General features: G+C 71.9%; 11 protein-coding genes and 1 pseudogene. 6 read left to right on the top strand and 6 right to left on the bottom strand.

Going from position 1 to position 14,920, the window contains the following annotated elements; genetic code table 11:
• Positions 1 to 211: 211 nt before the first annotated feature.
• A complete protein-coding gene (locus ACZ45E_RS08425; RefSeq protein ID WP_468218112.1) occupies positions 212 to 784 on the top strand; it encodes a hypothetical protein in 573 nt (190 codons plus the stop codon).
• 12 nt (positions 785 to 796) lie between these two features.
• Here ACZ45E_RS08425 and ACZ45E_RS08420 read toward each other — a convergent pair.
• Positions 797 to 1,006, bottom strand: a pseudogene (locus tag ACZ45E_RS08420) (DUF4287 domain-containing protein).
• A 556-nt stretch (positions 1,007 to 1,562) separates the two neighbouring features.
• The gene (locus ACZ45E_RS08415; RefSeq protein ID WP_468218110.1) at positions 1,563 to 2,378 is read right to left on the bottom strand and encodes an aminoglycoside adenylyltransferase domain-containing protein; all 816 of its coding nucleotides are present in this window, start codon (positions 2,376 to 2,378) and stop codon (positions 1,563 to 1,565) included.
• Positions 2,379 to 2,431: 53 nt separating this feature from the next.
• On the opposite strand from ACZ45E_RS08415, the gene recD2 reads away from it, so the two are divergent.
• Complete coding sequence (recD2, locus tag ACZ45E_RS08410) at positions 2,432 to 4,684, top strand: SF1B family DNA helicase RecD2 (RefSeq protein WP_468218109.1); 2,253 nt, start codon at positions 2,432 to 2,434, stop codon at positions 4,682 to 4,684.
• A gap of 216 nt (positions 4,685 to 4,900) precedes the next feature.
• Positions 4,901 to 6,199: a citrate synthase gene (locus ACZ45E_RS08405; RefSeq protein WP_468218106.1), complete on the top strand. Its 1,299-nt coding sequence runs from the start codon at positions 4,901 to 4,903 to the stop codon at positions 6,197 to 6,199.
• A 439-nt stretch (positions 6,200 to 6,638) separates the two neighbouring features.
• Here the strand turns inward: ACZ45E_RS08405 and ACZ45E_RS08400 are convergent, their stop codons facing one another.
• The 3 genes from ACZ45E_RS08400 to ACZ45E_RS08390 form a co-directional block, all read right to left on the bottom strand.
• Positions 6,639 to 8,909: a heavy metal translocating P-type ATPase gene (locus tag ACZ45E_RS08400; RefSeq protein WP_468218103.1), complete on the bottom strand. Its 2,271-nt coding sequence runs from the start codon at positions 8,907 to 8,909 to the stop codon at positions 6,639 to 6,641.
• A gap of 58 nt (positions 8,910 to 8,967) precedes the next feature.
• The gene (locus ACZ45E_RS08395; RefSeq protein ID WP_468218102.1) at positions 8,968 to 9,300 is read right to left on the bottom strand and encodes a heavy-metal-associated domain-containing protein; all 333 of its coding nucleotides are present in this window, start codon (positions 9,298 to 9,300) and stop codon (positions 8,968 to 8,970) included.
• Positions 9,301 to 9,376: 76 nt separating this feature from the next.
• A complete protein-coding gene (locus ACZ45E_RS08390; RefSeq protein ID WP_468218100.1) occupies positions 9,377 to 10,321 on the bottom strand; it encodes a PrsW family intramembrane metalloprotease in 945 nt (314 codons plus the stop codon).
• 159 nt (positions 10,322 to 10,480) lie between these two features.
• Here ACZ45E_RS08390 and ACZ45E_RS08385 point away from each other — a divergent pair, with 159 nt between their 5' ends.
• A complete protein-coding gene (locus ACZ45E_RS08385; protein ID WP_468218097.1) occupies positions 10,481 to 11,521 on the top strand; it encodes a zinc-binding dehydrogenase in 1,041 nt (346 codons plus the stop codon).
• Between the two features lie 93 nt (positions 11,522 to 11,614).
• On the opposite strand, the gene ACZ45E_RS08380 is transcribed toward ACZ45E_RS08385, so the two are convergent.
• Entirely contained in the window at positions 11,615 to 11,815 is a 201-nt protein-coding gene (locus ACZ45E_RS08380) for a helix-turn-helix transcriptional regulator (RefSeq protein ID WP_468218095.1), read from the bottom strand.
• 372 nt (positions 11,816 to 12,187) lie between these two features.
• On the opposite strand from ACZ45E_RS08380, the gene iolB reads away from it, so the two are divergent.
• On the top strand, positions 12,188 to 13,018 hold the full coding sequence (gene iolB / locus ACZ45E_RS08375) for a 5-deoxy-glucuronate isomerase (RefSeq protein WP_468218093.1): 831 nt from the start codon (positions 12,188 to 12,190) through the stop codon (positions 13,016 to 13,018).
• Positions 13,015 to 14,889, top strand: a complete 1,875-nt coding sequence (iolD, locus tag ACZ45E_RS08370) for a 3D-(3,5/4)-trihydroxycyclohexane-1,2-dione acylhydrolase (decyclizing) (RefSeq protein WP_468218090.1) — start codon at positions 13,015 to 13,017, stop codon at positions 14,887 to 14,889. The genes iolB and iolD overlap by 4 nt, the downstream gene beginning before the upstream one ends.
• The last annotated feature ends 31 nt before the right edge of the window (positions 14,890 to 14,920 follow it).

Genomic DNA, 14,920 nt, shown 5'->3' with positions numbered 1-14,920 from the left:
CGCGGACCACCTCCTCGTGGCTGCGTGGAATCGATTACACGGAGGATTGGAATCGATTACACGGGCTCGTGACAAGAGGGGTTCCGGTTGTCGTGACCGGATCGTGATGCGTTCGGGGCGAGGGTGCGGGTGTTGTCGGTGCCGCGTGCGATCGTGGAGGACGTACCGCGCGCACCCACTCGCGAGACGGCGACGATCGGAGACCAGGACCGTGAACCACGCGCAGCTCACCGCACTCGGCCGCGCCCTGCGCCTGCTCGGCGAGCACGGCGACGCCCTCACGGGGGACATCTCGGACGCCAAGCTCCACGAGGTGCGCGGCGACGTGAAGAGGGCCCTTGAGCTGCTCGACGACACGGTCACGGGCTCGGCGCCCACGACCCGCTGCGCCGAGCACCCGCAGGGCGCGGTCGACAAGTCGGCGCCCGACCTGTGCCTGCTGTGCGAGACGCGCCGCCGCCAGGCGCGCCGCTCGGAGTACGCGGGGGGCCCGGCCCGCCCGCGCGCCGACGAGCAGCCGGTGATGTCGCGCTACGGCACGCGTGAGGACCGCCCGCAGCCCCAGCAGCGCTGGATCCCCGAAGTGTGGAACGGGCAGGTGTGGCAGTTGTGCGGCACTCCGCGCCACGACCGCCGCGAGGCGGATCTCTACCTCGCGGCGCAGCGCCGGCGCCCGGACGCGGCGATGGCGTACCGGCTGGTGCACGAGTTCACGGACTACGAGGTCGTGCGGGTGTGGGGCACGCCCGTCAAGGTCGACATGAAGCCGATGGGCGGGATCTGACCGCCCGGCCGCTCACTCGCCCCGGCCCTCGGCGAGCGTGTGGGCGACCAGCGCGTTGGCGTGCCCGTGCCCCAGGCCGTGCTCGGACTTGAGTCAGCCGACCAGCTCCATGTGCTTGGTCAGCGGCGAGGACCGGATGAGTCCCTGCCAGTGGGAGACCGGCTGCCCGTACTTCTCCTCGATGGCCGGGAAGTAGCTGGCGGGGCCCTTGGTGGTGGTCATGGCGGGTTCCTGTCGGCCGGGTGCGGGTGCTGTCCCCTGTTGAGACGGGCCTGCGGCGCGGAACTCACCGGCTCGCGACAGTGATCCGCGTCACTCGCACAGCGCGGCCCGTGCGTCGGCCTATGTGCGCGGCCCGCGCTTTGGTCTTGGCGGGCGGCCCGCGCTTTGGCCTTGGTGGGCGGCCCGCGCTTTGGCCTTGGTGGGCGGCCGGCGCCTTGGTCTTGGCGGGCGGCCCGCGCATTCGCCTCCTCGCGCGGCATGCGCATTCGCCTACCGCGTGCGGCCCTGGCCCGCGTATCCACCTCCGCGTGCGGCCCCGGTCCCGCGCGTTCGCCACCTCGCGCGGCCCCGGTCCCGCGCTCTCGCCCTCTGCGGGTGGTCCGCGCATTCGCCTCCGCGTGCGGCCCTGGCCCGGCGCTCTCGCCCTCTGCGGGTGGTCCGCGCATTCGCCTCCGCGTGCGGCCCCGGCCCGCGTATTCACCTACGCGCGCGGCCCGCGTATCCACCTCCGCGTGCGGTCCGCGCATCCACCTCCGCGCGCGACCCGCGCTTCCACCTACGCGTGCGGCTCCGCCCCCGAGGCGCCGGCCGTCGCCGCCGCGAGGTCGAGCAACTCGTCCCGGAGCGCGGCCAGTTCCGCCGGAAGTGGTGTCTCGTCCCGGGCCGCCTGCGTCCGGCGCCACGCCAGCGCCGCTTCCAGGAGCGGGCGCAGCGCCGGCCAGCGCCCGGCCGTCCACGCCGCCGCCTGCGCCTTGTCCGCCAGTTCGCCGGTGGTCAGGGCGCGCAGGGCCCGGCACGCGGTCAGCACCACGTAGGCGTGGCCGCCCCGGTGACGCACCTGCGGCGCCCAGCTCCGCAGCCCCGCGACGGAGTCGATCAGCGCCGTCCGCAGCTCCTGCGGCTCCGCGGCGGCCAGCGCCTCCCGCGCCGGGCGGCCGGCCAGCGTCAGGCCCGTCTCGCGGACGAGGGCCCGGGTCAGCGCCCAGCGGGGCAGCACGCGCGCGGTGTGCAGCGGTTCACCCGGGGAGACCACGATCAGCGGTTCGAGAAGACCTCCGGCGAGCGCGGCCGAGGGCGCGTACGTCAGATCGAGCCGCTCCCTGAAGCCCGGGTGCGCCCGCAGGATCCGGGCCTGTGAGGTGTGCAACTCAGCCACATCCAGGTCCAGTTCACCGTCCACGCCGATCAGTACGTCAACATCGCTGACCCCGCGCTCGAACGACCCCGTCGCGGCGGACCCGTACAGCCACACCCCCACCATCCGCCCGCCCACCACGGGCGCCACGGCCGTCAGCAGATCCGGCAACAGCCGCCGCACGCTCACCGGCACCCCGGCCGCCGCTCCCCCCGCCGTCCCGCTCGTCTCGCTCATCCGAAAACTCTAGGTGCTGCCCCGTTGTCAGAGCGCACCGATACCGTCGGATCATGGCGAAGCAGCAGGCGCAGGCAGGCGCCCGGCCCATGGCGGTACTGGAGGCGGTCCTCGAGCGGATCACGTACGCCAACGAGGAGACCGGGTACACCGTCGCGCGGGTGGACACCGGCAGAGGCGCCGGTGATCTGCTGACCGTCGTCGGCTCGCTGCTCGGCGCGCAGGCGGGGGAGTCGCTGCGGATGGAGGGCCGCTGGGGCTCGCACCCCCAGTACGGCAAGCAGTTCACCGTGGAGAACTACACGACGGTGCTGCCCGCCACCATCCAGGGCATCCGCCGCTACCTGGGCTCGGGCCTGGTCAAGGGCATCGGCCCGGTCTTCGCCGACCGCATCACCCAGCACTTCGGCCTGGAGACCCTCGACATCATCGAGCAGGAGCCCAAGCGCCTGATCGAGGTGCCGGGGCTCGGCCCCAAGCGCACCAAGAAGATCGCCGACGCGTGGGAGGAACAGAAGGCGATCAAGGAAGTGATGCTCTTCCTCCAGAGCGTCGACGTCTCGACCTCCATCGCCGTGCGCATCTACAAGAAGTACGGCGACGCGTCGATCGGCGTCGTGAAGAACCAGCCGTACCGGCTCGCCTCCGACGTGTGGGGCATCGGCTTCCTCACCGCCGACCGGATCGCCCAGTCCGTCGGTATCCCGCACGACAGCCCCGAGCGCGTCAAGGCCGGTCTCCAGTACGCCCTTTCGCAATCCACCGACCAGGGGCACTGCTTCCTGCCCGAGGAGCGGCTGATCTCCGACGCGGTGAAGCTGCTCCAGGTCGACACCGGTCTGGTCATCGAGTGCCTGGCCGAACTGGCGCTGCCGGACGAGGACTCCGGCGAGCCCGGCGTCGTACGGGAGCAGGTGCCCGGCGAGCACGGCGAGCCGGTCACCGCGATCTACCTCGTCCCCTTCCACCGGGCCGAACTGTCGCTCTCCGCCCAGCTGTCGAGGCTGCTGCGCACCGACCGGGACCGACTGCCTGCCTTCCACGACGTGGCCTGGGACAAGGCGCTGAAGTGGCTCTCGGGCCGTACCGGGGCCGACCTCGCGCCCGAGCAGGAGGAGGCCGTCCGGCTGGCGCTGACCCAGAAGGTCGCGGTGCTCACCGGCGGCCCCGGCTGCGGCAAGTCGTTCACCGTGCGCTCGATCGTGGAGCTGGCCCGCGCCAAGAAGGCGAAAGTGGTGCTCGCCGCGCCGACCGGCCGCGCCGCCAAGCGCCTGGCCGAGCTGACCGGCGCGGAGGCGTCCACCGTCCACCGGCTCCTGGAGCTGAAACCCGGCGGCGATGCCGCGTACGACAAGGACCGGCCGCTCGACGCCGACCTCGTGGTGGTCGACGAGGCGTCCATGCTCGACCTGCTCCTCGCCAACAAGCTGGCGAAGGCGGTCCCGCCCGGCGCGCACCTCCTCTTCGTCGGCGACGTGGACCAGCTGCCGAGCGTCGGCGCGGGCGAGGTGCTGCGCGACCTGCTGTCCGACGGCAGCCCCGTCCCCGCGGTGCGCCTGACGCGGATCTTCCGCCAGGCCCAGGAGTCCGGCGTCGTGACCAACGCCCACCGGATCAACTCCGGTGTGCCGCCGCTCACTCAGGGCCTCAAGGACTTCTTCCTCTTCGTGGAGGAGGACACCGAGGAGGCCGGGCGGCTGACGGTCGACGTGGCGGCGCGGCGCATCCCCGCCAGGTTCGGGCTCGACCCGCGCCGCGACGTCCAGGTCCTCGCCCCGATGCACCGCGGCTCGGCCGGCGCGGGCACGCTCAACGGGCTCCTCCAGCAGGCCATCACGCCGGGCCGCCCCGAGCTGCCCGAGAAGCGGTTCGGCGGCCGGGTGTTCCGCGTCGGCGACAAGGTGACCCAGATCCGGAACAACTACGAGAAGGGCGCCAACGGCGTCTTCAACGGCACGGTCGGCGTGGTCACCTCCCTCGACACCGAGGAGCAGAGGCTGACCGTGCTGACGGACGAGGACGAGGAAGTCCCGTACGACTTCGACGAACTGGACGAGCTGACGCACGCCTACGCCGTCACGATCCACCGCTCGCAGGGCAGCGAGTACCCGTGCGTCGTGATCCCGGTCACCACCGGAGCCTGGATGATGCTCCAGCGGAACCTTCTCTACACGGCGGTGACCCGTGCCAAGAAGCTGGTGGTCCTGGTCGGATCGCGGAAGGCTCTGGGGCAGGCAGTGCGCACGGTCTCGGCGGGAAGACGCTGTACAGCACTGGATTTCCGGCTGTCCGCCGGTGCCCGGTGACGGCTCGTACCAAATTTGATCGATCAAACGAGTCGCAAAGGTCACACAGGACTTCCGGAACCAGGGCGAAGGGGGCAGGATGAGCAGGTTGGCGGCACTGAGTGCCGCCAATAGGCCCAATGGTCGACCCCGAGTGCACTCTGCTGGGCCAAGTGGGGGATGGTAGAGACAGTCAGGGCACCTCGAAGAAGAGGCACTACGTCGGTGAGGGATGACGTGAGCGAGCACACAAACGACGCTGTAGTACTGCGGTACGGCGATGGCGAATACACCTACCCGGTGATCGACAGCACCGTGGGCGACAAGGGCTTCGACATCGGGAAGCTCCGGTCCCAGACAGGACTGGTCACCCTCGACAGCGGATACGGCAACACCGCCGCCTATAAATCCGCGATCACCTACCTGGACGGCGAGCAGGGCATCCTGCGCTACCGCGGGTACCCGATCGAGCAGCTGGCCGAGCGTTCCACCTTCACCGAGGTGGCGTACCTGCTGATCAACGGTGAGCTCCCCACCGTCGACGAGCTCTCCACCTTCAAGAACGAGATCACGCAGCACACCCTGCTGCACGAGGACGTCAAGCGGTTCTACGACGGGTTCCCGCGCGACGCCCACCCGATGGCCATGCTGTCCTCGGTCGTCTCCGCGCTGTCCACCTTCTACCAGGACAGCCACAACCCCTTCGACGAGAAGCAGCGTCACCTCTCGACGATCCGCCTTCTCGCCAAGCTTCCGACGATCGCGGCGTACGCGTACAAGAAGTCGGTCGGCCACCCGGTGGTCTACCCGCGCAACGACCTCGGCTACGTCGAGAACTTCCTGCGCATGACGTTCTCCGTGCCGGCCGCCGAGTACGACCTGGACCCGACGGTCGTCTCCGCGCTGGACAAGCTGCTGATCCTGCACGCGGACCACGAGCAGAACTGTTCGACGTCCACCGTGCGTCTGGTCGGCTCCTCGCAGGCGAACATGTTCGCCTCGATCTCCGCCGGCATCTCGGCGCTGTGGGGCCCGCTGCACGGCGGCGCCAACCAGTCGGTCCTGGAGATGCTGGAAGGCATCCAGGCCAGCGGCGGCGACGTCGACACCTTCATCCGCAAGGTGAAGAACAAGGAAGACGGCGTGAAGCTCATGGGCTTCGGGCACCGCGTCTACAAGAACTTCGACCCCCGGGCGAAGATCATCAAGGCGGCGGCGCACGATGTCCTCTCGGCGCTCGGCAAGAGCGACGAGCTGCTCGACATCGCGCTGAAGCTGGAGGAGCACGCGCTGGCCGACGACTACTTCGTCGAGCGCAAGCTCTACCCGAACGTCGACTTCTACACCGGCCTGATCTACCGGGCCATGGGCTTCCCGACCGAGATGTTCACCGTGCTCTTCGCGCTCGGCCGGCTCCCCGGCTGGATCGCCCAGTGGCACGAGATGATCAAGGAGCCCGGTTCGCGCATCGGCCGTCCGCGCCAGATCTACACCGGCGTGGTCGAGCGGGACTTCGTCCCCGTCGAAGAGCGCTGAGCCCGCCAACGGCATCAGCCTGGAGATAGCGGAGAGCGCCCCGCTGTCGATCCCCCCACGGGTCGACAGTCGGGGCGCTCTCCTTTTCCCGGTGCGGATTCCCCCCACGGGATCCGGCCGGGCGTCTGTGTCCGCGTCGGCCGCCGGAACACGTACGCACGGGTGGGCCGCTCAAGCTCCCCGGTGCACGTGCCCCGGCCAACGCAGTCGGTACCGTCCCCCAAGACGGTCCCGTCCGATACCGAAACGCCCCCCAAGACGTTTCTGCATCGCCTCCTTAGACTCACGGGACCGGCAAAGGGTTACGTTCTCATCGCTGTGATCTGCGTCTCTTGCATATGTCCCGTGTGCACACAAGAGGCCCGTTATGTAGATGTGAGCCTCGTGCGTGAGAGTGCTGCAATTGTGCCGTGTGGATTGTGTGGAGGTCCAGGTCTGGCTAGGTGAATCTGCGAAGTCGCAGACTGTTCGTCACCACGAAGACCGACGAGAAGGCCATCGCGGCCCCCGCGATCATCGGATTCAGCAGGCCGGCGGCGGCCAGCGGCAGCGCGGCGACGTTGTATCCGAAGGCCCAGCAGAGGTTGCCCTTGATCGTCGCCAGGGTGCGGCGGGAGAGCCGGATCGCGTCGGCCGCGACCCGCAGATCGCCCCGGACCAGCGTCAGGTCGCCCGCCTCGATCGCCGCGTCCGTCCCGGTCCCCAGGGCCAGGCCCAGATCGGCGGCGGCCAGCGCGGCGGCGTCGTTCACCCCGTCACCGACCATCGCCACGCCCCGGCCCTCGCCCTGGAGCCGCCTGATCACATCGACCTTGTCCTGCGGCAGCACCTCAGCGATCACGTCGCCGGGGTCGATGCCCACCGCCCGCGCGACGGCCGCCGCCGAGGCCCGGTTGTCACCGGTCAGCAGGATCGGGGTGAGTCCGAGTCCGCGCAGCGCGGCGACGGCCGGGGCGCTCGTCTCCTTCACCGTGTCGGCGACGGCCAGCACGCCGCGCGCCGCCCCGTCCCAGGCGACCGTGACCGCCGTGCCGCCCTCCGCCTCGGCCGCCCGCCGCGCCGCCGTCAGCGCGGGCGGCAGGTCGATCCCGGCCCCGGCGAGCAGCCGCTCGCGCCCCACCAGGACGGCGTGGCCCTCGACGGTGCCGCGCACGCCGAGCCCGGGGACGCTCGCGAAGCCCTCGACCGGCGGCAGCTCGCCCGCCCGGTCGGCGGCGCCCGCCGCCACGGCGCGGCCCACCGGGTGCTCGGAGGCGTGCTCCACGGCCCCGGCCAGCCGCAGCAGCTCCTTCTCGGAGGTGTCGTCGGCGACGTGTGTGGCGAGGAGGGTCATCCGGCCGGTGGTGACGGTGCCGGTCTTGTCGAGGACGATCGTGTCGACCTTGCGGGTGCTCTCCAGGACCTCGGGGCCCTTGATGAGGATGCCGAGCTGGGCGCCGCGTCCGGTGCCGACCATGAGCGCGGTCGGCGTGGCCAGGCCGAGGGCGCACGGGCAGGCGATGATCAGCACGGCGACGGCCGAACCGAACGCGGCGGTGGTGTCCCCGGTGGCGAGGAGGCGCCCGAGCAGGGTGCCGAGCGCGATCACGACGACGACGGGGACGAAGACCGCCGAGACCCGGTCGGCGATCCGCTGCGCCTGCGCCTTGCCGGTCTGGGCGTCCTCGACGAGCCGCGCCATGTGGGCGAGCCGGGTGTCGGCGCCGACCCGGGTGGCCTCGACGACGATCCGGCCGCCCGCGTTGACGGTCGCTCCGGTGACGGCGGACCCGGCCGCCACGTCCACCGGGACGGACTCACCGGTGAGCACGGAGGCGTCGACGGCGCTGACGCCCTCGACGACCGTGCCGTCCGTCGCGATCTTCTCGCCCGGCCGTACGACGAAACGGTCGCCCGGGCTCAGCCGGCCGGCCGGGACACGCGTCTCGGTGCCGTCGGCGGCCAGCAGGGCGACGTCCTTCGCGCCGAGTTCGAGCAGGGCCCTGAGCGCGGCGCTCGCGCTGCGCCGGGCGCGCGCCTCCAGGTAGCGGCCGACAAGGATGAAGGTGACGACGCCCGAGGCCACCTCCAGGTAGATGGTCGAGGAGGCGTCCGCGCCGCGCGTGCCGAAGGTGAACCCGTGCCGCATCCCCGGCATCCCGGCGGAGCCGAGGAACAGCGCCCACAGGGACCAGCCGAAGGCGGCGAGCGTGCCGAGGGAGACGAGGGTGTCCATGGTGGCCGCGGCGTGCCGGGCGTTGGTCCAGGCGGCGCGGTGGAACGGCAGGCCGCCCCAGATCACGACCGGCGCGGCCAGGGTCAGCGACAGCCACTGCCAGTTGTCGAACTGGAGGGCGGGGACCATGGCGAGGAGGATCACCGGCACGGTCAGGAGCGCGGAGACCCTCAGGCGCTGGGCGATGGGTGCGGCCGTGCCGCGCACCGGGGAAGCTTCCCCGGTCTCGTCATGGGCCGGCGCGTCGTGGGCCGGCGGGCCCGGCTCGGCCCTGACGATCGGCTCCGCGGTGTAGCCCAGCTTGGTGATCGTGTCGATCAGCGTCTGCGGGGCGACGTCGGCGGCGTGGGAGATCTTCGCCTTCTCCGTGGCCAGGTTGACCGTCGCGCTCACGCCGTCGAGCCGGTTGAGCTTCTTCTCGATACGGGCGGAGCAGGCGGCGCAGGTCATGCCGCCGATCGCGAGGTCGAGGTCGGTGGCAGGTGCGTCCGTCATGGTGATGTCGAGGGTACGGCGGCCGGGCCGGTCCGCCGCGGCCCGGCCCGGAGCCCGGTCAGACCCTGCCGACCAGCTCGTACCCGGCCTCGTCGACCGCGGCGCGGACGGCCTCCTCGTCGAGCGGGCCCGCGGAGACCACGGTCACCTGGCCGGAGGCGGCGGCCGCCTGGACGGAGGCGACACCGGCGAGCTCGGAGATCTCACCGGCGACGGCGCCCTCGCAGTGGCCGCAGGTCATGCCCTTGACCTCGTAGACCGTGGTGACGGAGCCCTCGGCGGCCGGGGCCGCGCCGTCGCCGTGGCAGGCGCCGCCGCAGCAGGAACCGGAAGCCTCCACGGGCGCGTCGGCCTCGGTGCCGATCTGGTGGAGCTCGGTCTGGGCGCTCATGTCGTTCTCCTTGCTGGAAGCCGGGTGCGGGGGCCGGGTACCCCCGACACCTCCTGACCCACCCGACCTTATACCCCTAGGGGGTATTAATCCAGGAAGGATCGCGGCGGGACAGGGTGCGCGCCCAGGCGAGTCCGAGCAGGGAGACGAGCACGAGTCCGCCGACCGAGAACAGCGTGAAGAGGTGCCTCTGGGGGCCGGTCGGCGCGGGGATGTACCCCTGTGCGAACAGGGCGCGGTCCAGGCCGGTGCCGGTCAACCGGGCCACGAGCCAGATCGCGATGCCGTGCATCGAGTCCCACAGGGCGTGCAGCAGCGAGACACCGGCGTAGGCCAGGAGCACCGGGGCCGCGAAGCGGTAGTGGCCGTCCGGCTTGCGGAAGGAGAGGAGCACCCCGCCGGAGATCGCCGTCCACAGCCCGTGCCCGAACGGGGCGAGCAGCCCGCGCAGGACCTCCGTCTCCAGAAGGGAGCGCAGGTCGATGCCCTTCATGGTGACCGCCGCGTTGAAGGCGTAGCCCGCGCTCTCGAACGCCGCGAACCCGAAGCCGACCGTGGCGCCCAGGACGAGCCCCGCGCGCAGCCCGTGGACGCGGGGGTGGCGGTGGAGCACGTACATGAGGGCGAGGAGCTTCACGGCTTCCTCGATCAGGCCGACGCCGACGAACATCCACACCGAGGGGTGCAGCAGGTAGTACTCCATCACCGAGGCGCCCAGGACGCCGAGGACGCCGCCGACCAGGAAGCAGCCCAGGATGAGGTGCACCCCCAGGTCGCGGCCGTGCCGCTCGTACGCCCAGAGCACGAAGACCGCCGGCACGAGGAAGCTGCCCAGCAGGATGAGGGTGGGGAGCAGGGTGGTGTTCTTCGTGGCGTACGTGACGAGCGCCGTCAGCACCCACAGGCCCAGGCCGCCCCAGAGGCAGCGCTTCCAGAGGCCGGTGCGGATCTGCGGTCCCGGCGGTACCGACTGCTGGGGGATGCGGGCCCGGGGTTCTCCGGGGGGCTGGGGGTGCGGCACGGCGGTTCCCTACGACTTCCCTCGAACGGGCAACGACTACGGGTGATTTGCGGGAAGTTTAGTGAAAGAGGAGGTATGTCGCAGTCCGGGCTGCAGCCCGGCCGCGCCGCCGCCACGGCTACCGTGAGCCCGTACGGGCCAAGGGAACGAGGTGGATGGATGCGGGCCGTCGTGTTCGAGCGGTTCGGTGAGCAGGCCGAGGTGCGTACGGTGCCGGACCCGTTGCCCGCGCCGCACGGGGTCGTCGTGCGCGTCGAGGCGACCGGCCTGTGCCGCAGCGACTGGCACGGGTGGAAGGGCCACGACCCGGACATCGCGCTGCCGCACGTGCCGGGCCACGAACTCGCCGGAGTCGTCCAGGAGGTGGGCGCCGACGTCCGCCGATGGCGGGCCGGGGGCCGGGTGACGGTGCCGTTCGTGTGCGCCTGCGGGAGCTGCGCGGCGTGCGCCGCGGGGGACCAGCAGGTGTGCGAGCGGCAGACGCAGCCCGGCTTCACGCACTGGGGTTCCTTCGCCGAGTACGTCGCCCTGGGCCACGCCGACGTGAATGTGGTGGCGGTGCCGGACGACATGGCGTTCGGGACGGCCGCCGGACTCGGCTGCCGGTTCGCGACCGCCTTCCGCGCCGTGGTCCAGCAGGGCCGGGTCGCGGCGGGGGAGTGGGTCGCGGTGCACGGCTGCGGCGGCGTGGGGCTGTCCGCCGTGATGATCGCGGCGGCGGCCGGGGCGCGGGTGGTAGCCGTGGACATCTCCCCCGGCGCGCTCGATCTGGCCAGGAAGTTCGGCGCCGTCGCGTGCGTGGACGCGAGAGCGGTGGACGATGTGGCGGGAGCTGTACGGGAGTTGACGCACGGCGGAGCGCAACTGTCGCTGGACGCCCTGGGGTCGGCGGTCACCTGCGCGGCGTCCATCGGCGGGCTGCGGCGGCGCGGACGGCATGTGCAGGTGGGGCTGTTGCCGCAGGACCCGGTCGTGCCGATGGGCCGAGTGCTCGCGTGGGAACTGGAGTTGGTCGGCAGCCACGGCATGGCCGCGCACGCCTACCCGGCGATGCTGGAGCTGGTCCGGGGCGGGCTGGTGCGGCCCGATCTGCTGGTGACGTCGGTGATTCCGCTCGCGGCGGCGGGGCGGGCGCTGGCCGCCATGGGGGAGGTCGCCACCGGGGCCGGTGTGACCGTGATCGAGCCGTTCGCGCCGTAGGGCGGGGGCGCGGGCGCGGCGGGTTCGCCGCGCCCGGCCGCGTGGTTCCCCGAGCCCGTCGGGGCGCCCTACCAGGGCGCCCCGACAGGGCGTTCAGTCTCTTTCGCGGCCTCTGTTGCGGGGCCGGGAGGCCACCCACGCGCGGACGGTGTCGGCGTACCAGAAGGGCTTGCCGCGCTCCACGTGGTCGGGGGGTGGCAGCAGGCCGTGTTTGCGGTACGAGCGGACGGTGTCGGGCTGTACCCGGATGTGCGCGGCGATCTCTTTGTACGACCAGAGCCTGCGGTCGGTCATGGTGGCTCCTCCCTGGCGGGTGTCGCGGCAGCGGCACGGGGGTGGCCGCCGGCGATCACTCACCCTGTGCCCGGAGAACGATGTTCACCGAGGGGAAGGGTGGGCCTGTGGGGCCCCTGTGACGGAGAACCCGCGTATGCGGGACATGTGTGGCAAGAAGCGGGCGTTTGTGACGTGAATGTTGCAAACAGGGTGCTTCGACGACGCATATCCCGGCGCACGAATGGACAGCTCCCTACGGACGACCCGGAGACGACCCGGACGCCATAGAAGCCCTGCGCTGCGGGGACGCTCTCCTCACGCGGCCTCAAATGGTCTGTATGTCAGGACAAAGCGTTGACAGGGGAGAGGGGGCGGGCTAGATCTGTAGGGATGACCTACCTACCGAGCGGCACCGCGGCGGACGGCCCCTACGCCCTGGCCGTCGACCCGGACGGGACGGGACTGGCGGGCTGGTCCCGCGCGGCCCTGCGGATCCTCGAACTGGCGCCCGGCGGGCGGCACGCCTTCGACACCGGTGAGAGCGAGTGGATCGTGCTGCCCCTCACCGGCCGTTGCTCCGTGGACGCGGAGGGGCGGACCATCGAACTGCTGGGCAGGGAGAGCGTGTTCGACGGCGCGAGCGACTTCGCGTACCTTCCGCGCGACACCCGCGCAGAGATCGCCTCCGGTGCGGGAGGCCGCTTCGCCCTGGCAGGAGCGAAGTGCGGACGACGACTCCCCGTCCGCCACGGCCCCGCGCCGGAGGTACCCGTCGAGGCCCGTGGCACCGGCACCAGCGCCCGCCAGGTGCGCAACTTCGCCGCCGCCGACACCTTCGACTGCGACCAGCTCATCGCCGTCGAAGTCATCACCCCGGGCGGCAACTGGTCCTCGTACCCCCCGCACAAGCACGACGAGCACCGCCCGGGCGTCGAGACGCGGCTCGACGAGATCTACTACTTCGAGATCGGCTCCGACCCGGCCACCGGCGCCCCCGGCTACGGGTACCAGCGCGTCTCCCCCTCCCGGCCGGGCGGCACCGACCTCCTCGCCGAGGTCCGCACCGGCGACGCGGTCCTCGTCCCGGACGGCTGGCACGGCCCGTCGATCGCCCAGCCGGGGCACACCATGTACTACCTGAACGTGATGGCGGGGCCGGGACCGGAGCGGGAGTGGAAGATCTGCTTCCACCCCGACCACGTGACGGAGGGATACCGATGACGACGCGGCTCACCACGGCCCAGGCCCTCATCCGCTTTCTGGCCGCGCAGTACACCCGGCGCGACGGCGACCGCCACCGCCTCATCGGCGCCACCTGGGGCATCTTCGGCCACGGCAACGTGGCGGGCATCGGCCAGGCGCTGCTCCAGTACGGCGACGTCATGCCGTTCCACCAGGGCCGCAACGAACAGGCGATGGTGCACGCGGCGGTCGGCTACGCACGCCAGAGCGACCGGCTCTCCGCCCACGCCGTCACCACGTCCATCGGCCCGGGCGCGACCAACCTCGTCACCGGCGCCGCCCTCGCCACCGTCAACCACCTGCCCGTACTCCTGCTCCCCGGCGACGTGTTCGCGGCCCGTCCCGCCGACCCGGTGCTCCAGCAGCTGGAGGTCCCCTACGCGGGCGACGTGTCGGTCAACGACTGCCTGCGGCCCGTGTCGCGCTACTTCGACCGGATCACCCGCCCCGAGCAGCTGATCCCCGCCGCGCTCCAGGCGATGCGGGTGCTCACCGACCCGGTGGAGACCGGGGCCGTCACCCTCGCGCTGCCGCAGGACGTCCAGGCGGAGGCGTACGACTGGCCCGACGACTTCTTCGTCGAACGCACCTGGACCATTCGCCGCCCCGCCCCCGACGCCGCCGAACTGCTCGCTGCGGCAACGGCGTTGAGGCAGGCGAGGCGGCCCCTGATCATCGCGGGCGGCGGGGTCCACCACAGCGGCGCGGAGGAGGCCCTGAAGACCTTCGCGGACGCGACCCGCATCCCCGTCGCCTCCACCCAGGCGGGCAAGGGCTCCCTGCGCCACGACCATCCGGCCGACGTCGGCGGCATCGGCCACACCGGTACCGCCACCGCCGACGAACTGGCCAGGACCGCCGACCTGGTGCTCGGCGTCGGCACCCGGTACACGGACTTCACGACGGCGTCCGGCACCCTCTTCGACCGCCCGGGCGTCCGCTTCCTGAACCTCAACATCGCCGCGTTCGACGCCCACAAGCTGGCCGCGCTGCCCCTGGTCGCGGACGCCCGCGAGGGCCTGACCGCACTCCTCGGCGCCCTGCGGGAGCACCACGCGGAGCCCGCGTACGTCGCCGGGTACACCGAGGACAAGGAGCGCTGGGAGAGCCGCGTCGACGCCTGCTACGCCGCCCCCGGCGACGGCTCGGGCCGCCCGACGCAGGCCCAGGTCCTGGGTGCGCTGGACGCGTTGGTGACCGAGGAGGACATCCTCATCAACGCGGCGGGCTCGCTCCCCGGCGACCTGCACAAGCTCTGGCGGACCCGCTCGCGCGACCAGTACCACGTCGAGTACGGCTACTCCTGCATGGGCTACGAGATCCCGGCCGCCCTCGGCGTCGCCCTCGCCGCACCCGGCCGGCCCGTGTGGGCGCTGGTCGGCGACGGCACCTACCTGATGGCGCCGACGGAGCTGGTGACGGCCGTGCAGGAGGGCATCCCCGTCAAGATGGTCCTCCTCCAGAACCACGGGTACGCCTCCATCGGCGGGCTCTCCGCGTCCGTCGGCGCCGAGGGCTTCGCCACCCAGTACCGCCTCCCGGGCGACGAAGGGGCCTACACCGGGCCGCCGCTCCCCGTCGACCTCGCGGCGAACGCGGCCAGCCTCGGCATGGACGTACACCGCGCGAAGACGGTCGCGGAGCTGCGCGAGGCGCTCGCCGCGACCCGCGCCGCGACCCGTCCCACATGTGTCTATGTGGAGACAGAAACGGCAGACACAGTGTCGGGCCCGCCCCCGGCGCAGGCGTGGTGGGATGTGCCCGTGGCCGAGACGGCGGACCGGCCGTCGGCGGTCGAGGCCCGCGAGGAGTACGACCGGCACATCACCACGCGCCGCCGCCACCTCTGAGAAGCACGAGAAGCAGCAGCGGACGCGTGAC

Source organism: Streptomyces sp. NPDC030991 (assembly GCF_055571235.1).
This window is presented reverse-complemented; position numbering and strand designations above follow the sequence as displayed.

What these genes read in the sequence shown, in the direction of transcription:
- ACZ45E_RS08415 (WP_468218110.1), bottom strand. Translation starts at nt 2,378, where the DNA reads ATGAGCGAGACGAGCGGGACGGCGGGGGGAGCGGCGGCCGGGGTGCCG.
- recD2 (WP_468218109.1), top strand. Translation starts at nt 2,432, where the DNA reads ATGGCGAAGCAGCAGGCGCAGGCAGGCGCCCGGCCCATGGCGGTACTG.
- ACZ45E_RS08400 (WP_468218103.1), bottom strand. Translation starts at nt 8,909, where the DNA reads ATGACGGACGCACCTGCCACCGACCTCGACCTCGCGATCGGCGGCATG.
- ACZ45E_RS08395 (WP_468218102.1), bottom strand. Translation starts at nt 9,300, where the DNA reads ATGAGCGCCCAGACCGAGCTCCACCAGATCGGCACCGAGGCCGACGCG.
- ACZ45E_RS08385 (WP_468218097.1), top strand. Translation starts at nt 10,481, where the DNA reads ATGCGGGCCGTCGTGTTCGAGCGGTTCGGTGAGCAGGCCGAGGTGCGT.
- ACZ45E_RS08380 (WP_468218095.1), bottom strand. Translation starts at nt 11,815, where the DNA reads ATGACCGACCGCAGGCTCTGGTCGTACAAAGAGATCGCCGCGCACATC.
- iolB (WP_468218093.1), top strand. Translation starts at nt 12,188, where the DNA reads ATGACCTACCTACCGAGCGGCACCGCGGCGGACGGCCCCTACGCCCTG.
- iolD (WP_468218090.1), top strand. Translation starts at nt 13,015, where the DNA reads ATGACGACGCGGCTCACCACGGCCCAGGCCCTCATCCGCTTTCTGGCC.